The sequence below is a fragment of the Bradyrhizobium sp. LA6.8 genome (assembly GCF_040547935.1).
Lineage (GTDB): Bacteria > Pseudomonadota > Alphaproteobacteria > Rhizobiales > Xanthobacteraceae > Bradyrhizobium > Bradyrhizobium barranii.
The window spans coordinates 1,203,583-1,225,027 of the sequence record NZ_JBEPQQ010000001.1 but is presented as its reverse complement, the minus strand read 5'-3'; the positions used below and the strand labels follow the sequence as shown (position 1 = coordinate 1,225,027).

Annotated in this window: 18 protein-coding genes; 10 read left to right on the top strand and 8 right to left on the bottom strand. The window is 64.8% G+C overall.

Annotated features, from left to right (window positions below):
* The 4 genes from ABIA90_RS05350 (at nt 1) to ABIA90_RS05335 (ending at nt 3,395) form a co-directional block, all read left to right on the top strand.
* Nucleotides 1–798: a transporter substrate-binding domain-containing protein gene (locus tag ABIA90_RS05350; protein ID WP_063983792.1), complete on the top strand. Its 798-nt coding sequence runs from the start codon at nt 1–3 to the stop codon at nt 796–798.
* 56 nt (nt 799–854) lie between these two features.
* Nucleotides 855–1,199 carry a RidA family protein gene (locus tag ABIA90_RS05345; RefSeq protein WP_018645782.1) on the top strand — a complete coding sequence of 115 codons (345 nt, stop codon included), beginning with the start codon at nt 855–857 and terminating at the stop codon, nt 1,197–1,199.
* 61 nt (nt 1,200–1,260) lie between these two features.
* Nucleotides 1,261–2,289 (top strand): succinylglutamate desuccinylase/aspartoacylase family protein, encoded by a 1,029-nt coding sequence (locus ABIA90_RS05340; RefSeq protein ID WP_354117527.1) that lies wholly within the window; start codon nt 1,261–1,263, stop codon nt 2,287–2,289.
* A gap of 41 nt (nt 2,290–2,330) precedes the next feature.
* Entirely contained in the window at nt 2,331–3,395 is a 1,065-nt protein-coding gene (locus tag ABIA90_RS05335; RefSeq protein WP_354117526.1) for a LacI family DNA-binding transcriptional regulator, read from the top strand.
* Nucleotides 3,396–3,405: 10 nt separating this feature from the next.
* Here the strand turns inward: ABIA90_RS05335 and ABIA90_RS05330 are convergent, their stop codons facing one another.
* From ABIA90_RS05330 to guaB, 3 genes are all read right to left on the bottom strand, one after another.
* On the bottom strand, nt 3,406–3,702 hold the full coding sequence (locus ABIA90_RS05330; protein WP_085402226.1) for a hypothetical protein: 297 nt from the start codon (nt 3,700–3,702) through the stop codon (nt 3,406–3,408).
* Between the two features lie 242 nt (nt 3,703–3,944).
* A complete protein-coding gene (gene curA, locus ABIA90_RS05325) occupies nt 3,945–4,967 on the bottom strand; it encodes an NADPH-dependent curcumin/dihydrocurcumin reductase (protein ID WP_354117525.1) in 1,023 nt (340 codons plus the stop codon).
* A 198-nt stretch (nt 4,968–5,165) separates the two neighbouring features.
* On the bottom strand, nt 5,166–6,659 hold the full coding sequence (gene guaB, locus ABIA90_RS05320; protein WP_028150953.1) for an IMP dehydrogenase: 1,494 nt from the start codon (nt 6,657–6,659) through the stop codon (nt 5,166–5,168).
* Nucleotides 6,660–7,065: 406 nt separating this feature from the next.
* On the opposite strand from guaB, the gene ABIA90_RS05315 reads away from it, so the two are divergent.
* The 3 genes from ABIA90_RS05315 (at nt 7,066) to ABIA90_RS05305 (ending at nt 10,351) form a co-directional block, all read left to right on the top strand.
* Complete coding sequence (locus tag ABIA90_RS05315) at nt 7,066–8,556, top strand: MFS transporter (RefSeq protein WP_354117524.1); 1,491 nt, start codon at nt 7,066–7,068, stop codon at nt 8,554–8,556.
* A 239-nt stretch (nt 8,557–8,795) separates the two neighbouring features.
* A complete protein-coding gene (locus tag ABIA90_RS05310; protein WP_354117523.1) occupies nt 8,796–9,413 on the top strand; it encodes a VIT1/CCC1 transporter family protein in 618 nt (205 codons plus the stop codon).
* Nucleotides 9,414–9,496: 83 nt separating this feature from the next.
* Nucleotides 9,497–10,351, top strand: coding sequence for a TorF family putative porin (locus ABIA90_RS05305; protein WP_354117522.1), 855 nt, complete (start codon nt 9,497–9,499; stop codon nt 10,349–10,351).
* A gap of 1 nt (nt 10,352) precedes the next feature.
* Here ABIA90_RS05305 and ABIA90_RS05300 read toward each other — a convergent pair whose 3' ends face one another.
* From ABIA90_RS05300 to ABIA90_RS05290, 3 genes are all read right to left on the bottom strand, one after another.
* The gene (locus tag ABIA90_RS05300; protein ID WP_354117521.1) at nt 10,353–12,209 is read right to left on the bottom strand and encodes a hypothetical protein; all 1,857 of its coding nucleotides are present in this window, start codon (nt 12,207–12,209) and stop codon (nt 10,353–10,355) included.
* Between the two features lie 116 nt (nt 12,210–12,325).
* Nucleotides 12,326–13,018 (bottom strand): RlmE family RNA methyltransferase, encoded by a 693-nt coding sequence (locus tag ABIA90_RS05295; RefSeq protein WP_063983800.1) that lies wholly within the window; start codon nt 13,016–13,018, stop codon nt 12,326–12,328.
* Between the two features lies 1 nt (nt 13,019).
* Nucleotides 13,020–14,093 (bottom strand): Ppx/GppA phosphatase family protein, encoded by a 1,074-nt coding sequence (locus ABIA90_RS05290; RefSeq protein ID WP_354117520.1) that lies wholly within the window; start codon nt 14,091–14,093, stop codon nt 13,020–13,022.
* 212 nt (nt 14,094–14,305) lie between these two features.
* Here ABIA90_RS05290 and ABIA90_RS05285 point away from each other — a divergent pair, with 212 nt between their 5' ends.
* Nucleotides 14,306–16,678, top strand: a complete 2,373-nt coding sequence (locus tag ABIA90_RS05285) for a xanthine dehydrogenase family protein molybdopterin-binding subunit (protein WP_354117519.1) — start codon at nt 14,306–14,308, stop codon at nt 16,676–16,678.
* A 55-nt stretch (nt 16,679–16,733) separates the two neighbouring features.
* Here the strand turns inward: ABIA90_RS05285 and ABIA90_RS05280 are convergent, their stop codons facing one another.
* Both ABIA90_RS05280 and ABIA90_RS05275 read right to left on the bottom strand, forming a co-directional pair.
* Nucleotides 16,734–18,158, bottom strand: coding sequence for a DUF5107 domain-containing protein (locus tag ABIA90_RS05280; RefSeq protein WP_354117518.1), 1,425 nt, complete (start codon nt 18,156–18,158; stop codon nt 16,734–16,736).
* Between the two features lie 18 nt (nt 18,159–18,176).
* A complete protein-coding gene (locus tag ABIA90_RS05275; RefSeq protein WP_354117517.1) occupies nt 18,177–18,977 on the bottom strand; it encodes a hypothetical protein in 801 nt (266 codons plus the stop codon).
* 107 nt (nt 18,978–19,084) lie between these two features.
* Between ABIA90_RS05275 and ABIA90_RS05270 the strand changes: the two genes are divergently transcribed.
* Both ABIA90_RS05270 and ABIA90_RS05265 read left to right on the top strand, forming a co-directional pair.
* Nucleotides 19,085–19,588: a YaiI/YqxD family protein gene (locus ABIA90_RS05270; RefSeq protein ID WP_063983805.1), complete on the top strand. Its 504-nt coding sequence runs from the start codon at nt 19,085–19,087 to the stop codon at nt 19,586–19,588.
* A 2-nt stretch (nt 19,589–19,590) separates the two neighbouring features.
* Nucleotides 19,591–21,402: an ABC-F family ATP-binding cassette domain-containing protein gene (locus ABIA90_RS05265; protein ID WP_354117516.1), complete on the top strand. Its 1,812-nt coding sequence runs from the start codon at nt 19,591–19,593 to the stop codon at nt 21,400–21,402.
* Nucleotides 21,403–21,445: the final 43 nt, after the last annotated feature.

Sequence of the window (21,445 nt, the reverse complement as noted above, 5' to 3'; positions counted from 1 at the left end):
ATGAGACCACTAAAATCCCTCTTTGCGATCGCAGCCACGGCGCTCGCCGTGCTCGCTGCCCCCACCCTCGCGCAAGCCGACAAGCTCCAGGACGTTCTCGGCGCGGGCAAGCTGCGCGTCGGCCTGCTGACCGATGCCGCGCCCTGGGGCTTCAAGGACGACAAGGGCGAGATCGCGGGCCTCGATGCCGACCTCGCCCGGCTGATCGCCGCCGACATGGGCGTGAAGCTCGAGCTCGTGCCGGTGACGGGCGCAGCGCGCATCCCGAGCCTGCTCTCGGACAAGATCGACATCTTGATCGCGGGCCTCGGCGCGACGCCCGAGCGCGCCCAGCAGGTGATGTTCTCGCAGCCTTATGCCGTGGTGAATCTCGGCGTCTATGGCGCCAAGGCAATTCCGGCCGCGACCGGCAAGAAGCCCGACAATCTCGACGGCCGCAGCGTTGCGGTGGCCAAGGGCTCGACGCTCGACGTCTGGCTCACCGACAACGCGCCGAAGGTGAAGCTGGTGCGCTTCGAGGACACGCCGGCCGCGCTCGCCGCGTTTCTCGCAGGACAAGCCGACACCTTTGCCGAGAACAGCGCCATCGCGTTGAAGGTTCAGGACCAGAACCCGACCAAGGAGGTCGAGCTGAAATTCCTGATCCGCCAGTCGCCGGCTCATGTCGGCGTGCGCCAGGGCGAGCAGAACCTGCTCAACTGGATCAATACTGACATCTTCTTCAACAAGCTCAACGGCAAGCTCGGCGCGTTGCAACTGAAATGGTTCAAGGAAGAGCAGACGCTGCCGACGCTGTGAACTAGCACACGGCTCCCGCATCATGCGGGAGCCAATCTTCATGAGGAGAATTCGAGATGATCAAACGTTATGTCGTCGGCTCGCGCATGAGCCAGGCCGTCGCCGCAGGCGGAATGGTGCACATCGCCGGCCAGGTCGCTGATGACCGCAAGGCCGGCATCGTGTCGCAGACCCAGCAGGTGCTCGCCAAGATCGACGCACTGCTGAAGGAGGCCGGCTCCGACCGCTCCAAGCTGATCGCGGTCAACGTCTTCCTGCCTCATATCACCGACTTCGACACCATGAACTCGGTCTACGATGCCTGGATCGATCCGGCCAACCCGCCGGCCCGCGCCTGCGTCGAAGCCCGCCTCGCCGATCCCGACCTGCGCGTCGAGATGACCGCGGTCGCCTTGCTCTAGGGCGCCGCCATCCTTTCAACCTTTGGCCGGCGCCGGCGACGGCGCGGCCGCGAGGCAAGCCATGCATACCGGACTTTTCCACGAGATCAATTTCGAGAAGGACCAGAAATGGTCGGGCCATCTCGGCATTCCCTTCTCGATCGATCGCTCCCCCTACTACCAGCTCAAGATCCCGATCTTCCGGATCAAGAACGGCGCCGGGCCAAAACTGCTTTTGATGGCCGGCAATCACGGCGACGAATATGAGGGCGAGATCGCGCTGACACGGCTGTATCGCCGGCTCGATGCAAAGGACGTCAAAGGCGAGATCACCATCCTGCCCTTCGCCAATTGGCCGGCCGTGATGGCGGCGCGGCGCCGCTCGCCGCTCGACGAAGGCAACCTCAACCGCGCCTTCCCCGGCGATGCCGCGGGCACGCCGACGTTCCGGCTTGCGCACTTCCTCGAGCACGAGCTGTTTCCGCGGCACGAAGTCATCTTCGACATCCATTCCGGTGGCACCTCGATGGCGCATGTGCCTTGCGCGCTGATCGAGCGGCAGGGCACGCCCGAGATGTTCGCCCACGCGCTGCGCCTGATGGAGGGGTTGGGGATGCCCTTCGCCTTCGTCGCCGAGAACGGCGCGACCGCTCCGACCTCGATGGCCGCGGCTGCACGCGCCGGCGCGATCGGGCTCTCCGGTGAATTCGGCGGCGGCGGCACCGTCACGCCGCAGACCATGGCGCTCACGGCACGCGCGGTCGATCGGCTGTTGCTCGCGCTCGGCCTTGTCCAGGCCCCGGTGCTCGGGCCACATGCGCCGGTCGAACGCGCCACCGAATTGCTGGCGCTGCAAAGCCACGCGCAGGCGGTGTTCGCGACGCGGCGCGGCTGGTTCGAGCCCGCCGTCATGGTCGGCACGCGCGTTGCGGCCGGCGACGTCGCCGGCTGGTACCATGATTTCGAGCGCCCGGAGCTGCCGGAAGAGGTGCTGCGCTTCCCCGCCGACGGCATCGTGATTTCGCAACGCCTGCACACCGACAGCCAGAGCGGCGACTGCCTGGTCCAGGTCGGCCGCGCGCTGTCACGCGACGAGCTGCCGGCGCGCTGAGTTTTGGAGACGATACCGACTGCGATTACACTCGGGATTCGATGACCGATCCGGCAAAGCCGACCTATGACGACGTGGTGCGCATTCCAGCGCCGCCCGGCCGCGCCAGCGCGAGCGGGCGGCCGCCGCGCATCGAGGAAGTCGCGGAGCGCGCGGGCGTCGCGCCGATCACGGTGTCGCGGGTGTTGCGCCACCCCGAGAAGGTCAATCGCGAGACTCGCGAACGCATCCTCGAAGTGATCGAGGCGACCGGCTACGCGTCCAATCCGCATGCGCGCGCGCTGCGCTCGGGGCGCTCGAACGTGGTGATGGCCTTCGTCTCCAACATTCTCAGCCAGCAGTTCGGCCTTGCGGTGCGCAGCTTCGCCGCCACGCTGGAGCCGGAAGGCTTCGAGGTGCTGGTCGGGCAGACCTCCTACTCCTATGCCAAGGAAGTCGCGATGATCCAGTCGCTGCGCGGCATCCGCCCCGCAGCAGTGATGTTCACCGGCGTGATCGAGCTCGAGGAGAATCGTGCCGCGCTGCTCGAACTCGGCATTCCCGTGATCGAGACCTGGGCGTTTCCGCGCGACCCCATCGACATGCTGGTCGGCCTGCCCAATGCGGATGCCGGCGCGATGGCGGCGCGCAGGCTGGCTGAAGCCGGACATCGCCGCGTCGCCTTCATCGGCCGCGGCAGCGGCCGTGGCGCACTGCGCCGCGACGGATTTCGGAACGCAGCGGCACAGCTGGGCCTCGAGATCGTCCACGAGATCGGTGTCGGTGAGATCACGGGACTGGCCGACGGCCGCGCCGCCTTCACCGCCCTGCTCGATCGCGGCGGCGACGTCGATGCGGTGTTCTGTGCCAACGATCTGCTCGCGACCGGCGCGCTGATTGAGGCCCGCGCCCGTGGCCTCTCGGTGCCGCTCGATCTGGCGTTGCTCGGCTTCGGCGACAACGACGTCGCCGATCAGATCACGCCCGGTCTCACCACCATCTCGTTTGATGCGGCGGCTGTGGGGCGGATCGCGGGCGAACTGCTACTGGCGCGGCTATCAGGCACGCCGCGCGCCGAGCAGCGGCTCGCGGTCGAGCTGTTCCTGGTCGAGCGCGGCAGCGTCTGAGCGTTGCAGATCAGGCGATGGTCTTGAGGTCCTGCTGGATCGCAGCCAGCAGCGATTGCAGCGCATCGCTGTTCACCGGCCTCGCCTCCGCCTTCGCAGGCTGGACCTTGTCAGGCTGCGCAGCTTTGCCCGGACGCTTCGGGAATGGCGGCGGTGGCGCCGGCATCGCGGCTGGCGTGAAATCGCCCTCCTCGTCGACGTGGACGAACTTGCCATGGATGACGTCGTCGCGACGGCCCATGACAAACAGGGTCGCCCAATAGCCGGCAGCCAGAAGGATTACGCTGAAAATACCAATCTCTAACATCGCAGCACCTAAAATATGCGCGATGATTCAATGCCTTCGCTCAGCCGTCAATGAACCGACGGTCACACCTGCGGCTTTTGCCGGCAGGTGTGGCCGATCGGTCACTCTTTGTTAACCATCGATGTCCGGAGTGTGACGCCTTTGCAACTAGGCCTTGCAGCTAGAACCCCGTTCCGGGCTCTAGCATCTAGTCTGACGCGTTTTCTTCACACGAACCGGTACCCACTTCGCTCGAAAACGCTTTACGCCTTATCTTGCCCGACCCGCACCAGCTGCTTGCCGAAATTGGCGCCCTTCAGAAGCCCCATGAAGGCGCCGGGTGCGCTGTCCAGGCCCTCGGTGACGAACTCCTTGTACTTGACCTTGCCGTCACGGACCCAGGTGGACATGTCGCGCAGGAAGTCGCCATGGCGGTTGGCGAAGTCGGAGACGATGAAGCCGCGGAAGGTGAGCCGCTTGGTCAGCGTCGCGCGCATCATGCTGGCCGCCCATTTCGGCGGCTTGGCCTCGGTGTCGTTGTAGTGGGCGATGAGGCCGCAGACCGGCACGCGCGCGAACGGATTGAGCAGCGGGAACACCGCCTCGAACACGGCGCCGCCGACATTCTCGAAATAGACGTCGATGCCTTTCGGGCAGGCAAACTTCAGCTTCGCGGCGAAATCGGTTTCGCGATGATCGAGGCAGGCATCAAAACCGAGCTCCTTCACCACGTAGTCGCACTTGTCCTTGCCGCCGGCGATGCCGACTGCACGCGCGCCCTTGATCTTCGCGATCTGGCCGACGGCCGAGCCGACCGCACCGGAGGCACCGGCGACGACGACGGTCTCGCCTTCCTGCGGCTTGCCGATATCGAGCAGGCCCGTATAGGCGGTCATGCCGGGCATGCCGAGCACGCCGATGGAGGTCGAGATTGGACCGAGCTTCGGATCGACCTTGATCAAGCCCTTGCCGTTGGAGATTGCGTGCGACTGCCATCCGGTACGGGCTCGCACGATGTCGCCCTTGGCGAAATCAGGATTGTTGGAGGCCGCGACCTCGCTGACTGCCTCGCCCTCCATCACGCCGCCGACCGGCACAGGTGCTGCGTAGGACGGACCGTCGCTCATGCGTCCACGCATATAGGGATCGAGCGAGAGCCAGATCGTGCGCAGCAGGACTTCCCCTGCGCCGGGCGCCGGGACTGCGAATTCCTCCAGACGAAAATCGGATGGCTTGGGTTCACCGACGGGACGCGCGGCGAGAACGATGCGTTTTGCTTGGGACATGATGGCTTCCTCCGGATTTTGTTTCGACCGGACGGAAGCGGAGGGAAAGGAGCGCGTCAATACAAAAGCACACTCTCGCTGTCATCGCCCGCGAAGGCGGGCGATCCAGTATTCCGAGACGCCTGTGATTGAGCCGAGAAGCCGCGGCGTACTGGATGCCCCGGTCAAGCCGGGGCATGACAGTGGTGTGTGGAGTACCTAACCCGCGCCCGGATAGTTCGGGCTCTCGCGCGTGATCGTGACGTCGTGGACGTGGCTTTCGCGCAGGCCCGCGCCGGTGATGCGGACGAACTGGGCCTTGTCGTGCAGGTCCTTCATGTCCTTTGCGCCGACATAGCCCATCGCGGCGCGCAAGCCGCCGGCGAGCTGGTGCATGACGTTGCCGACCGGACCCTTGTAGGGCACCTGGCCCTCGATGCCTTCAGGCACGAGCTTGAGCGTGTCCTTGATGTCCTGCTGAAAGTAGCGGTCGGCCGAACCGCGCGCCATCGCGCCGACCGAGCCCATGCCGCGATAGGCCTTGTAGGAACGGCCCTGCCACAAGAACACTTCGCCGGGGGTCTCGTCGGTGCCGGCGAGCAGCGAGCCAACCATGGCGATGTCGGCGCCGGCGGCGAGCGCTTTCGCAAGGTCGCCGGAGAACTTGATGCCGCCGTCGGCGATGACGGGAATGTCGGACTTCTTTGCAGCCTCGACCGCATCCATGATCGCGGTGAGCTGGGGAACGCCGACGCCGGCGACGATGCGCGTGGTGCAGATCGAGCCCGGGCCGATGCCGACCTTGATGCAGTCCGCGCCCGCATCGATCAGCGCCTGCGCGCCCTCGGTGGTGGCGACGTTGCCGGCAACGACCTGGACGGAGTTGGACAGACGCTTGATGCGGTTGACCGCATGCAGCACGTGGCGGGAATGGCCGTGCGCGGTGTCGACGACGACGAGATCGACGCCGGCATCGATCAGCCGCTCGGTGCGCTCGAAGCCGGTGTCGCCGACGGTGGTGGCGGCGGCGACGCGCAGGCGGCCCTGCGCATCCTTGCAGGCGAGCGGATGGGCGACCGCCTTCTCCATGTCCTTTACGGTGATCAGGCCGACGCAGCGATATTGCTCGTCGACCACGAGCAGCTTCTCGATGCGATGCTGGTGCAGCATCCGCCGCGCCTCGTCCTGGCTGACATTCTCGCGGACCGTGACGAGGCCATCATGCGTCATCAGCTCAGAGACTTTTTGCCGGCGGTCGGTGGCAAACCGCACGTCGCGGTTGGTGAGGATGCCGACCAGCTTGCCGGGCGTATTCTTGCTCGCACCGGTGACGACGGGAATGCCGGAGATGCCGTGGTCGCTCATCAGCTTGAGCGCATCGTCGAGCGTGGCCTCGGGGCTGATGGTGAGCGGGTTCACCACCATGCCCGACTCGTAGCGCTTGACCTGCCGGACCTGGGCGGCCTGCCCTTCGGGATCGAAATTGCGGTGGATGACGCCGAGGCCGCCGGCCTGCGCCATGGCGATGGCCATGCGGGCTTCGGTGACCGTGTCCATGGCGGAGGCCATGATCGGGATGTTGAGCGGAATGGCGCGGGTGACGCGGGAGCGGATGTCGACCTCGCCCGGCATGACGTCCGACAGGCCCGGCTTCAACAGCACGTCGTCGAACGTAAAGGCTTCGCGAATGCCTTGAAGTTGCACCGTGGCCATCTGCCAACTCCTTCCTGCGGCCCTGCCGCAAATAGCTATGGATGAGCGCCGCCCTCAGCGTGCCTTGCGGCATCGCCGGAGAATCGGAGCCCATCGGTGGGGTTGACGCGGGTCGATAGCACGGCCACGCGACGAATCAAAGCAAATCGGACCGCCGGCCAGCCATGCACAGGCTTTTTAAGTAAATTCCGCGTGGATGGCCGGGCGGCGGCCACCCCTTGGCATTCCCCGGCGCGACGAAGTCGCGAGCCCGGAATGACGAGGGAGCGCGGGCACCCGCCGTCGAGGGTCACACCGTTGTTACGGAGGATTTAGGTGCTATGCGTTGATCCGCAATGGTCCTGGCGGAGCGGCGGTGATAAGCCGCAAGTCCACCTTTCCTTCTGATTTTCATTACCAATCTGTCATGGTCGACAAGCAACGCGTCATCCCGCTGATCGTGGCCACCGCTCTCTTCATGGAGAACATGGATTCGACGGTGATCGCCACCTCGCTGCCCGCGATCGCGGCCGATATCGGCACGAGCCCGCTGACGCTCAAGCTTGCCATCACCTCCTATCTGCTGTCGCTCGCGGTGTTCATCCCGGCGAGCGGCTGGACTGCGGACCGTTTCGGCGCGCGCATGGTGTTCGCGATCGCGGTCGGCGTCTTCATGGTCGGCTCGATCGGCTGCGCACTCTCGACCTCCGTCACCGATTTCGTATTCGCGCGCATCCTTCAGGGCATGGGCGGGGCGATGATGACGCCGGTGGGGCGCCTGGTGCTGCTGCGCTCGGTCGACAAGAGCGCGCTGGTCAACGCCATGGCCTGGGTGACGGTCCCTGCTCTCATCGGGCCCGTGATCGGCCCGCCGCTCGGCGGCTTCATCACGACCTATGCGTCATGGCACTGGATCTTCCTGATCAACATTCCGATCGGGCTGCTCGGCATCTTCATGGCCTTGCGTTTCATCGATCCCATCAAGAGCGAGACGCGGGAACCGTTCGATCTTTACGGCATGGTGCTCGCGGGCGTTGGCCTCGCCGGCATCGCGTTCGGTCTCTCCGTCGCCGGGCTCAACCTTCTGCCCTGGAGCACGGTCGCGGCGCTGGTCGTGGGCGGAGCGATCTCGATGACACTGTACGTCCTGCACGCGCGGCGGACGGGTTCGCCGGTGCTGGATTTTTCGCTGCTGAAGCTGCCGACGCTGCGCGCGGCCGTTTTCGGCGGCTTCATGTTCCGGCTCGGCATCGGCGCGCGGCCGTTCCTGCTTCCGCTGCTGATGCAGATCGGCTTCGGGCTGTCGCCGTTCCATTCCGGCCTCGTCACCTTCGGCTCCTCGCTCGGCGCCATGGGCATGAAGACGCTGGCCGCGCGCATTATCCGCACCTTCGGCTTCCGCAACTTGATGACGGTGAACGCGGTCGTCAGCGCGTTCTTCCTCGGCGTCTGCGCGCTGTTCACGGTGACGACGCCGCTGCTCATCATCTTGGTGATCCTGGTGGTCGGCGGCTTCTTCCGCTCGCTGGAGTTCACCGCGATCAACACGGTGGCCTATGCCGACGTCGAGACCGCGCAGATGAGCCGCGCCACCACGCTGGTTAGCGTCAACCAGCAGCTCGCGGTCTCCGCCGGCGTCGCGGTCGGCGCGGCCTGCGTGGAAACGACGATGTGGTTCAACCATGTCAGCGAGATCGACGCCACCGTGTTCGCGCCGGCCTTCGTCGTGATCGCGCTGACCTCGGCGGCGTCGAGCTGGTTCTTCTGGCAGATGCCTGCCGATGCCGGCCACGAGATCTCCGGCCGAAAGGCGGTCGAGATCGCCAGCCGCAAGGGGGCCGCAAAGAGCGCGGCGACCGCCGCCGTCAAGACGGCGACGGAGGATACGCAGGACGTGCGGGACCAGCGGCTGGGGTAAAGCGCTATCAGGTCCGAGCGACGTCGGTCAGAACCCGACGTCGTAAAATCGTCCACGATGTGGCGGGCACGTGCGGCGTCCGCCGGCCGATCGGCCCAGCACTCGTGCCCAGCCGCCTTGACCTAGCTCAAGGAGCGAAAGCCGGACATGAGCCTCGATGACACCTGCAAACGGTGATCGAAGACCAAGCCATGGCTCTATTGGGACCGGATACTCCGTTCGGGAGCATACTTGATCCGATGGAACGGATCTCGGAGACTTTGTTCGGACTGATCATGGCCCTTACCTTCATCTGCTCGCTTGGTGTCGCGACCGGGACCAATATCAATATTCAAACAATGCTGATCGGCGCACTCGGCTGCAATCTCGCATGGGGCATCGTTGACGGCGGTCTTTATCTGCTGGCGCGCATCAATGACCGGGGAAACAAGGTTCTGACCTTCCGCGCGATACGGAAGGCGCCGGATCCCGAAGCAGCGCGCCGCGTCATTGCCGACGCGCTGCCGCCGGAATTGTCGGCCATGCTGCCCGTAGAGCAATTGGAATCGATGCGGAAACGGCTGCAACAATTGCCTGAGCCGGCCCCCGGTCCAGGGCTGACGAAGCGCGACTGGATCGGAGCGCTCGGCCTTTGCCTGCTGAGCTTCCTGTCGACCTTCCCGGTGGTCATCCCGTTCCTGTTCCTGAGCGACGCCAGACTGGCGCTACGCGTCTCCTACGCCGTCGCCATCGTGATGCTGTTCTGTTGCGGTTACGTGTTCGGGGTTCGTAGCGGGCTGCGGCCTTCGGTGGCGGGACTTGCGATGGTGGCTGTCGGTAGTACGCTGGTTGGCATCGCGGTCGCTCTGGGAGGATGATCGACTTGCGGCGACACGAAACATCGTTTCGGGGTGCAAGCGGCGCCTTATTTGCCGCGCTGGCCGGATTGTGGCTTGCACCCATGACCGGCGGTTTGGCGCTGGCCCAATCCTCGGCCGGGGCGCTCGGCCTCGGCAACCGCGGTTGGTCGGCGGCCGACACCACCCACGCAACGCCTGCCGACGAGCTCGAATTCAGCGCTCGCGCGGGGCTTGCATCCGACTACATCTATCGCGGGACCACGCTGTCCGATCATGGCCCCGCGGCCGGCGCCGCCTTCGAGACGCGATGGGGCCCGCTCTACGCCAGCACAACGGTCGCCACCGTCAAGCTGCCGACCCAACCGGCCGCCGAACTCACCTTTGCCGCCGGCATGCGCCCGCAGATTGCCACGATCGATTTTGATCTTGGGGCGACCTATTTCGCCTATCCCGGTGAAAGACTTCCTGGCGAGACCAACGGCATCAATTATTGGGAGATCGTTGTCCGCGGCGATCGACGCATCGGCGATCAGGTCCGCGTCGCCGGCGGTTACGCCTATTCTCCGAACGTCTCGAACACTGGCGCCTGGAGCCAATATGTGGCGGCCGGCATCGGCTTCGACGTGCCGGAGCGGTTTCTGCTGAAGAACCTGACCGTGTCGTTCACCACCGCCGCCGGCTATTCCTGGTTTGGCAACCAGACCTCGCAACTTGGCGGCTTCCCGCTGCCAGCCTATCTCAACTGGCAGGCCGGCGTGACGTTCACGCACAAGGCGCTCAACCTAGATCTGCGCTACTACGACACCAATCTGTCGAAGGAAAACTGCTTCGTCTTTACCGGCGATCCAAATGCGCGGCCGGGCGGCCGCGCCAATCCGATCACCAACCCGGACGGCCTGGTCTCGAACTGGTGCGGCGCGACATTCGTCGCCAAGGTCTGGTTTGCGTTCAACTAACTTAGGGAACCACCGTCGGCGGCAATATGCGGTAGAGCACGACACCCAGCCCGAGCGCGTCGCCCGTCAGGACGAGCTTTCCGCTATTGATCGTTCGCTGCAGCAATATCCTCTGCAGGTTGGGATCGGGGTGGGTCGGATCGGAATAGAACTTCGCCAGGTTGCTGGTATTCGCATCGATCAGGTAGCGCTCAATCGTCACGGTCGAGCCGTCGCTGAACGGCATGTTGTCGACCTCAAGCGAAATCCCCTCCGGCGTCTCGGTCGAAATGTTGTTGCCGAAGACACGTGTCGGATCATAGTTGTAGACCATGATGTTCGCGGTCGAGTTAGCGCCATCCCAGGTCGCGAACGCGTTGAGGTGGGAGCCCGCCCCGCCGGTGAGAGCGGCCTGCACGCGCTGGCCGGACATCTTGTTGTACATCTTGAAGAGGTTCGCGACCGGCTTCGGGTAGTAGTCGGCCGGCTTGTCGCCGTGCGGCACCTTGTGGAGCAGGCTGGCCTGGCCGAGGAAAGGTGTGATGTTCGGATCCCCCTGGCCGTCGCCGATAATGAGGTAAGACCCCATCGATATCTTCTTTTTCACGGCTTCGGACAGGAACGCCGCCGTCCAGGCCGCCCCCTTGTGCGAATAATTGACGTCAGTCGCCTCATAGGCCGTAGGGCCCCATTCCGACAGGAACAGTTTAACGTCGGGCATGTTGGCATTGTTCTTCTTCAAGGCGTCCAGCTTGGCCTTGGCCTTGTCGACCAGATTGTCGAAGAACGCGAAACCGCCGGTGCCGTCTGTCGAGCCGTAATAGTGGAACGAAAAACGATCGAGCCGCGCGTTGAATTTTGCCAAGTAAGTGTCGGCCAGCGGATTGAAGGTCTGGTCGAGGAAGACTTCCTCCAGCGTCGGAAGATTCTCCGCCGGATAATAGTTGAAGCTCAGTCCGACCAGGGCCGGCCCGGCCATTTCCAGCGTCTTGCCGTTATAACTCTGGTTGGCGGCGAGTTCGTTTCTGATGTTCACGATCGCCTGCGAGAAGACCTTCTGAACCGGCAAGAGCTGCCTGGGCAGACGGCGCGCATCGAGCCCGTAGGGGTACGACAAAGTCGGATCTTCGGCCTTGGACATCACGTGGGTCTGCAGCGGGGTCCACTGGTTGAGGACATACTTGGCCGGATCCATCCACCACAGCCAACGGCCCCATGACCCCAATGGCTTGAGCCTGTAGGCGGATGGATTGGTGTCGCTCCAGTTCTCCGGGGCTGAATCGGCGATATCGGCCTCGTTGCTGACCTCGAAGATGACGGATGACGCCCCGCCGTCGAACGATTTCTTCGCGATATATCGCACGAGAGCGTTGGCGTATTTCTGGAAAAGTGCCGGAGCCGGCCCGTTCCGATTCCAACTCTCGCCAGGTCCGTATTGCACCAGGCGCGGCGGCATGAAGGCCGCGACCGCCACGTGAGGCGAGAGCCCGCGACCCAGGGCCCACTCAAGATGCCAGGCCAGAGGCTGGCAGTCGCCCGGATGGAAAACGCCGTCCTGCGTGTACCCGAACACATCGCCGGTCTGATCGACATCGCAATAGACATCGCTGAGCAGCAGGCGCGTCCGCTTCATGCCGGTATCGGTGATGATCTGGTTGAACTGGTCGAGAGCCTGCTCGGACGGGCTGTTCGCGCTCTGGTAGATCTTCTTGAGATCGCCGAGATCGTCGTTGCCGCTGAGGCCGATATTGTAAGGCGTCTGGGTGCTGACCGTGATCGACGTCCCTGCACGCGACGTCGTCGCCGAAGCAAAGCCGAGCGACGCCAACGCCAGCAAGGAGACCGAGACAAGAGAAAGGCGATGCTTGCAAACGCGCAAGCGTTGTCGATGAAGGCACGGCATGGATTGATCTCACCCGCTGAAATTGCAGATGATGAATCTATCAGCTCAAGATGTTATCGATGTGAATGTCATGCTGATGTGAGCGTGACAAGTCAGCCCGGGTCCGGCTGCCCGCCGCGAAACCCCGTCGCCAGCACATAGCGCTCGGAGGAATCCTGCCTGCTGGCCGCGGGCTTCACATGCCGCACTGTCGCAAAATCGCGCTTGAGCTGGGCCAGCAGATCGGCGTCGGCGCCGCTCTGGAACGTCTTGGCCAGGAATGCCCCGCCCGGTTTCAGCACGTCGCACGCGAATGCGGCCGCCGTCTCGATCAGGCCGACGATGCGGAGCTGGTCGGTCTTGCGGTGGCCGGTGGTGTTGGCGGCCATGTCGGACATCACGATGTCGGCGCCGCCCCCGAGCATCGCAGTGAGCTTCGCGGGTGCGTCGTTGTCCATGAAGTCGAGCTGCGCGAAGTCGACGCCGGCAATCTCGGGCATGTCCAACAGGTCGATCGCGACGACCTTGCCCTTGCCGTCGACCGAGCCAACGCGCTTGGCGGCGATCTGGCTCCAGCCGCCCGGCGCAGCGCCGAGATCGACCACGGCCATGCCGTGTTTCAGCAGGCGGTATTTGTCGTCGATCTCGAGCAGCTTGAACGCGGCACGCGAACGATAGCCGAGCGCCTTCGCCTTGACCACATAGGGATCGTTGAGCTGCCGCTCCAGCCACAGCTTCGACGACAATTTGCGCTTGCCGCCGGTCTTGACCTGGACGTGCAAGCGGCCGGTGGTGTCCTTGGCCATCTCACCAGCTCCTGAGTGCGCCGTCCTCGCGCATCATCTCGACCAGCATGCCTTCGCGCAGGCCCCGGTCGGCGACGCGCAGGCGCGGCAGCGGAAAGGCGCGCCTGATAGCATCGAGGATGGCGCAGCCGGCCAGCACGAGATCGGCGCGCTCGACGCTGATGCAGCTGTTGTTGGCGCGTTCCTCGTAGCTCATGCCGAGCAGCTTGCTGATGGTCGCGGTGATGTCAGAATCGTTCATCCAGATGCTGTCGATGCGGCGGCGGTCGTAGCGCGCGAGGTTGAGATGGATGCCGGCGAGCGTCGTCACCGTGCCTGAGGTGCCGAGCAGGTGCATGTCGGCGAGATCGCAGCCGTGCGCTTCGGCGAACGGTGCGACGTGGTTGGCGACCTCCTGCTCCATCGCGGCATAGATTTCCGGCGTGACGTCGCGGCCGCCGAATTGCTCGGCCAGCGTCACGACGCCCAGCGGGATCGACATCCAGGCCTTGATGCGCGGCTCCGGATTTTGCGGATCGCGCTCGATCCGCACCAGCTCGGTCGAGCCGCCGCCGATGTCGAACAGGATCGCGCCCCGGCCCCTGGGGTCGACCAGCGGCGCGCAGCCGAGCACGGCGAGCGAGGCCTCGGTCTCGCGGTCGATCACTTCGAGCTCGATGCCGGTCTCGGCCGCGACCCGGCTACGGAAACCTTCCGCATTCGAGGCGGCCCGGCAGGCTTCGGTCGCGATCAGCCGCAGCCGCTTGGCTTTGCGCAAATTGATCTTGTCGCGGCAGATGCTGAGTGCGGCGACGGCGCGCTCGATCGCGGCCTCGCTGATGGAACCGGTCGCCGAGACGCCCTCGCCGAGCCGGATGATGCGCGAGAAGGAATCGACCACGCGAAAGCCGTCGCTGGTCGGACAAGCGATCAGGAGCCTGCAATTGTTGGTGCCGAGGTCCAGCGCCGCATAGACGCCGGTTCCCGGCGCTTGCGCGACGACGGCCGGTTCGGGGGCCAACGCCACCGCCGCCATCGACCCCTCCAGCCCACCGTGCGGCGCATGGCCGTCGCGGAGCCGCGTGTGGTCATTCATACAAATTGTCTTTCCGCGGCCCGATGGGGCCGATCTGGAATTGCTTTTTCGCCTGAAACATTAGCAGCGCGGCAAGCCTGCGCAACAACGCATCACATGGGACCATGCCCATTCGTGCGTTGTCGTGAACGGGACCGTGGGTTATTTTTGAGGGGTCCGGTCCTCCAGGCGCCCCCCAAAACGCGCGATTGCCGGCTTTTCAGGTCAATTCCATGCAAGAACACACCAAATCGTCCACGCTCGAAAACGCTATTGCACTGCAAAAATACGGCGTCGGGCAGCCGGTCCGCCGCAAGGAAGACGATACGCTGGTGCGCGGCAAGGGCCGCTACACCGACGATTTCAACCTGCCTGGCCAGGCCCATGCCGTGGTCGTCCGCTCAACCCATGCCCATGGGCTCATCCGCGGCATCGGCACCGACGCCGCCAGGGCCATGCCGGGCGTGCTGGGGGTGTGGACCGGCAAGGACCTCGATGGCGCCGGCTACGGCCCCTTCACCTGCGGCCTGCCGCTGAAGAGCCGCGACGGCTCCCCCCTGCTCCAGACCAACCGGCAGCCGCTGGCGACCGACAAGGTCCGTTTCGTCGGCGATCCCGTCGCCTTCGTGGTCGCCGACACGCTGGCGCAGGCGCGCGACGCCGCCGAAGCCGTCGAGCTCGATATCGAGCCGCTGCCGGCGGTGACCGATCCCGAGGAAGCCGCCAGGCCCGGTGCACCGCTGCTCTATGACCACATCCCGAACAATGTCGCGCTCGACTACCACTATGGCGACATCGACAAGGTGAACGCGGCCTTCGCCAGTGCCGCCCACGTCACCAAGGTCGACATCGAGAACACCCGCGTCGCCGTCGTCTCGATGGAGCCGCGCGTGGGGCTCGCCTCCTACGACAAGAAGACCGAGCGCTACACCATCCAGATGCCGACGCAGGGCGTTGCGGGCAACCGCGCCAACCTCGCCAAGAACCTGAAGGTGCCGAACGAGAAGGTGCGGGTCCTCACCGCCAATGTCGGCGGCTCCTTCGGCATGAAGAACGTCAATTACCCCGAATACATGTGCATCCTGTACGCGGCCAAGGAGCTTGGCCGCCCGGTGAAGTGGCTGGATGAACGCTCCACCAGCTTCCTCTCCGACAGCCACGGCCGTGCGCAGAAAATCCATGCCGAGCTGGCGCTCGACGCCGAGGGGCACTTCCTCGCGGCAAAGCTTGAAGGCTATGGCAATCTCGGCGCCTACATCACCGGCGTCGCGCCGGGACCGCTCTCGCTCAACACCGGCAAGAACTTTTCCAGCGTCTACCGCACGCCGCTGATGGCGGTCGACATCAAGACGGTGCTCACCAACACCACGCTGATGGGCGCCTATCGCGGCGCCGGCCGGCCCGAGGCGAACTACTACATGGAGCGGCTGATCGACCGCGCCGCCGACGAGATGGGCATCAACCGGCTGACCTTGCGCAAGCGCAACTTCATCAAGCCGAACCAGATGCCGTTCCCGGCCTCCTCCGGCGTCACCTATGACAGCGGCGACTTCCAGGCGGTGTTCAACAAGGCGCTCGAAATCTCCGACCACGAGAACTTCACCAAGCGCAAGAAAGAGAGCAAGAAGATCGGCAAGCTGCGCGGCATCGCCGTCGGCTCCTATCTCGAGGTCACCGCGCCGCCGAGCCCCGAACTCGGCAAGATCGTGTTCGATCCCGATGGCTCGGTACAGCTCATCACCGGCACACTCGATTACGGCCAGGGCCACGCGTCCGCATTCGCGCAGGTGCTGTGCGCGCAGTTAGGGGTGCCGTTCGACAGCGTGAAGCTGGAGCAAGGCGACAGCGACATCGTCCACACCGGCAACGGCACCGGCGGTTCGCGCTCCATCACGGCGAGCGGCATGGCCATCGTGGGCGCCGCCAAGCTCGTGATCGAGAAGGGCAAGCGCGCCGCGGCGCATATGCTGGAAGCCTCCGAGGCCGACATCGAGTTCGCCGACGGCAGCTTCACCATTGCGGGCACCGATCGCAGCATCGACATCATGGAGCTCGCCAGGAAGCTGCATGACGGCAAGGTGCCGGACGGCGTGCCTGACAGCCTCGACGTCGACCATACCAGCGAGCCGGTGCCCTCGGCGTTCCCGAACGGCTGCCACGTCGCCGAGGTCGAGATCGATCCTGATACCGGTGTGGTGCAGATCGTGCGCTACAGCGCGGTCAACGATTTCGGCACGGTGATCAACCCGCTGCTGGTCGCGGGCCAGCTTCATGGCGGCGTCGTCCAGGGCATCGGCCAGGCGCTGATGGAGCATGTCCGCTACGACGAGAGCGGCCAGCCGATCACGGGCTCGCTGATGGACTACGCGCTGCCGCGCGCGGAGGACGTTCCGAACATGACGGTCGGCGATCATCCGGTGCCGGCCACGACCAATCCGCTCGGCAGCAAGGGCTGCGGCGAAGCCGGCTGCGCCGGCAGCCTGTCGACGGTGGTAAACGCGGTGCTCGACGCCCTCTCCGACTACGGCATCAAGCACATCGACATGCCGCTGACCCCGGAGCGGGTGTGGCGCGCGATCCAGGATGCTAAGGGGAACGCGGCGTAGGGGGAGTTCCGCGATCGTGACAACGCCGGGGGTTCGACCGGCATTCCGAAAGAGATCACTTGATCGCCGTTTCGGCGGCGATCAACTCCTTTCCCTCCGTGGTCGTGATCGTTAGCCGTATCTTTTCCCCGCTACGGCCGTCGGCGATCGCTGCCGAAATGCGATTTCCGTTGTTCGGATCGGCGCTCACGACCCCGCTGAACAGAGCCGTGTCACCCTGTTTCAACGTGACAAGCAACGGGATGGCCGGTTCGACGCTGAAGAACTCGAGGACGGCGCGAGACGCCTCGGCCGAGAAATTGATCAGGATCTTCTCGTTCGCATGCGTCACGTTGCTCATGCCGACGGTCGGGCTGTAGGTTTCCGGAATCGACACCTCACTGCGTGCGGGAAAGTCTGCGCTGTGGAAAAACTGGTCTGACACGCCCGCCCATAATTCGACATACGGCCGCCACTCGTTCGGATCCTTCCGGGCATCGGTTTCGCCGGTGAACGACGGAAACCCCCACGTCCACATTTTCAAGCCCCGCGTGAGGGTATTGTCCGCAACGCGAATAATTCCTTCTGCATTGTCATGGTTGATGACGCCCCAGAAATTCCCGCCCTGCATATCTGGCGCAGCATAGGCGATGCCCATCGTTGGCCAGTTCTTGAAGTAACGCAGGTTTTCGAAGCGCCGCCTGCCCATACCCGCGCTCTCGTCGCCGTCTGCCAGATTGGTCGACCAGGCAGGCGTCGTGTAAGTTCGGATCGGCGCGATGATTTCGGCGCCGCCCGTTGCCCTGGGATTTTTCGGCTCCGATCCCGGAGCGAGCGTCGTGCACGTCCAGTACTCGTATTGCACAGCCTCGTCGTTCGGATTCTTCAGCACCACGCGCGCATCGAGTGCGGCACGATCGGCCTTCAGCGTGACGTAGTAGTTCGCCTCGATGCCGGTCGCGCCCCTGAACTTGCTCGGCCGCGCGGAATAGTCGAAGTCATCCCGAAACGACATCACGACCGTGACTTCGCCGGCGCCCTCCTTCACCACCCGGAAAGCCCACGGCTTCAGCCACGTCTTGCCGTGCTCGGCATCCGGGAACGTGGGAAAGATTCCGCCGTACACCATCAGCCAGTCGTAGTAGAAATTTCCGGCCTTCATGCCGTAGGGCACTCCGACGTCCGTTCGATAAAGCTGCTCGTGGCCGGTCGGCTTGTAGACCATGGAAAGAATACGCCCTCCGAATTCGGGCACGAGCGTTACCCTCAGATATCGATTCTCAAGCACGTAGGATTTGAAACTGCGTTCGACGATCACGCTCTTGTCGAGCGACCCGCTGACAAAGCCATTCTCCGCATCGACGGCGAACTTGACGGTGCTCCACGTCGTCGTCTGCTCGCTGAGCGACACACTATCGGACACCGGTGCGGCGGCATGCACGACGCAAAGCGCCTGGAGCGACAAAAGGAGTGCTATTCCGAAACAAACGAGGGCGCGCAAGGAGACCTCAACTGGCTTTCAGGCCGCCGCCTGCTCGCGCGGCTGGTAGATCGCAGTATGCTGGCAGTGCGCCAGCGGCGTCGTGCCGTTGGCGACGACCAGCGCGTCGAGCTCGACGAAGCGGTGGCCCTTCTTCTCGTAGTTCGCGGTGACTTTTGCCCGCGCGGAGATCTCGTCGCCGGCGCGCGCGGCCGACAGCAGCTGCATGCGGCTGCCGACATGGATCCACGGGCCCAAAATCGTGTTGTCGACGAGGACGCGGTTCATCACGCGCTGGATCAGGCCGGGATGGCCGAGCCCCTCGCGCGCAAAAATCGGATCGGTTTCCCTGACGTCGGCGAGATAGTCGATCGCGTCCTGTCCGGCCCAGCGGCGCGGCGTCGTGCCCAGCCATTTGCCCACCTCGAACGCTGCCGGGCTCACAGGCTTGCGCTCGGCAATGGCCGCGACCTCGACATAGTCGTTCAATGACACCACAGGCGCGGCCGCCGGGAGCGACGCTGTCCCCGTGGCGCACAGCTCGGTGCGGCTGAACACCTCGATCGTGAGAAGCTCGTTGTGCTCGGTCGCATCGACATCGGCGGTCTCGCCGTCATAGACCGGCTTGATGAAGCGGGCCTCGACCAGCCCGCGCGACAGGAAATCGCGGCCCCAGCGCGCCACCGGCACGTGCATCATGTAGGCGAAGACATCGACGCCCGGGACCAGCCCGCCGGAAAAGCCGAAGCGGCGCGCCACCGTGTCGTCATGCATCTTGTTTTCGGACTGTTTGGCGGTGTTGTAGGCCTCGACGCGGTAGGTTTCGAGCCGGTTCGGCATGGCGGGCCTTTCCCTGAATTCTTGTTGTTTCAGGGTTGATCGTAGGCCCCCGGGAACACCGGTCAATCCCCTCGCCTTTGCGGCCCGAATGGGGTACCACGCGGCGAATGACTGATACCCCCACCCGCATCTATGTCGACGCCGACGCCTGCCCGGTGAAGGACGAGATCTACCGCGTCGCGCTCCGGCACGGCGTGCCCGTGAGCGTGGTTGCCGGCAACTTCATCCGCGTTCCGCAGGACCCGATGATCGAGCGGATCGCGGCCGGCGCCGGCATGGATGCCGCCGACGACTGGATCGCGGAGCGGGCCAAGCCGGGCGACGTCGTCGTGACATCAGATATTCCGCTGGCGAGCCGCTGCGTGAAAGCGGGCGCCGACGTGATCGCACCGAACGGCAAGCCGTTCACGGAAGAGTCGATCGGGATGACGCTGGCGGTGCGCAATCTGATGACGGATCTGCGCTCGGCCGGCGAAGTCACCGGCGGGCCGCGCTCGTTCGCGCCGCGCGACCGCTCCGCGTTCCTCTCCGCGCTCGACCAGACGCTGCGCCGGATCCAGCGCCGCCGTGCCGACCAGGCCGCGACGAGCCAGAATTTGAATCAAGGCTAGTCATGGCGCCGCCCCTGATCCAACTCAAAGACATCAAGCTCACCTTTGGCGGCACGCCGCTGCTCAGCGGCGTCGAGCTCAACGTCGCGCCGAGCGAGCGCGTCTGCCTGATCGGCCGCAACGGCTCAGGCAAGTCGACGCTGCTGAAGATCGCAGCCGGCCTCGTCGAGCCCGACGGCGGCACGCGCTTCGTGCAGCCGGGCGCGACCGTTCGCTATCTGCCGCAGGAGCCTGACTTCGGCGACCACAAGACCACGCTCGCCTATGTCGAGGCGGGCCTCGCGCCCGGCGACGACCCGTACCAGGCACGCTACCTCGTGGAGCAGCTCGGGCTTACCGGCAACGAGAACCCGGCCAACGTCTCCGGCGGCGAGGCCCGCCGTGCCGCGCTGGCTCGCGTGCTGGCGCCCTCGCCCGACATATTGCTGCTGGACGAGCCGACCAACCATCTGGACCTCTCCACCATCGAATGGCTGGAAAAGGAGCTCGACAGCCGCCGCGGCGCGCTGGTGATCATCAGCCATGACCGCCGTTTCCTCACCAATCTCTCGCGCTCGACCGCATGGCTCGACCGCGGCAAGATCAAGCAGATCGATCGTGGCTTCGCCTCGTTCGAGAGCTGGCGCGACGAGGTGCTCGCCGAGGAAGAGCGCGACCAGCACAAGCTCGACCGCAAGATCGTCGACGAGGAGCACTGGCTGCGCCACGGCGTCTCCGGCCGCCGCAAGCGCAACGTCAAGCGGCTCGGCAATCTGCATGCACTGCGCGACCAGCGCCGCAACTATCGCGGCACGGCCGGCACCGCCAGTCTCGCTGCGTCCGAAGCGGAGCAATCCGGCAAGCTGGTGATCGAGGCCAAGGGCATCACCAAGGCCTTCGGCGACCGCGCGATCGTCGACAATTTTTCCACCCGAATCCAGCGCGGCGACCGGCTCGGCATCGTCGGACCGAACGGCGCCGGCAAGACCACGCTGGTCAACCTGCTCACCGGCGGCGCGGAGCCTGATTCCGGCATCGTGCGGCTCGGCGCCAATCTTGAGACGGCCACGCTCGACCAGCACCGCGAAAGCCTCGATCCCAAGTCGACGCTGGCCGAGGCGCTAACCGGCGGCCGTGGCGACCAGATCATGGTCGGCGGCAAACCGAAGCATGTGGTCGGCTACATGAAGGACTTCCTGTTCGCCCAGGAGCAGCGCGGCACGCCTGTCGAGGTGCTCTCGGGCGGTGAGCGCGGCCGGCTGATGCTGGCCCGCGCGCTGGCAAAACCCTCGAACCTGCTGGTGCTGGACGAGCCGACCAACGATCTCGACCTCGAGACGCTCGACGTGCTCGAGGACATGCTCGGCGACTACGAGGGCACCGTGATCCTGATCAGCCACGACCGCGACTTCCTCGACCGCGTCGTCACGTCCGTGATCGCACCCGAAGGCAACGGCAAGTGGACCGAATATGCCGGCGGCTACAGCGACATGCTGGCGCAGCGCGGTGCCGATCTCAAGCGCGACACGACGAAGGCGCAAGCCCCCGCGGAAAAGAAAGAGGAGCGGCCGGCTGCTCCGTCTGCCACGGCAAAGCGGCGGCTGAGCTTCAACGAGAAGCACGCGCTGGAAACGCTGCCGAAGAAGATCGAGACCCTGCACGCCGACATTGCCAAGCTGCAGCGCTTCCTCGATGATCCCAATCTCTACACCAAAGACCGCAAGAAATTCGACGACACCTCCGCCGCCATCGCCAAGGCGCACGACGAATTGTCCGCCGCCGAAGAGCGCTGGCTCGAACTGGAAATGCTCCGCGAAGAAATCGAGCAAGCGTAATTCGTAGGATGGGTAGAGCGCAGCGCAACCCATCGCACAACGG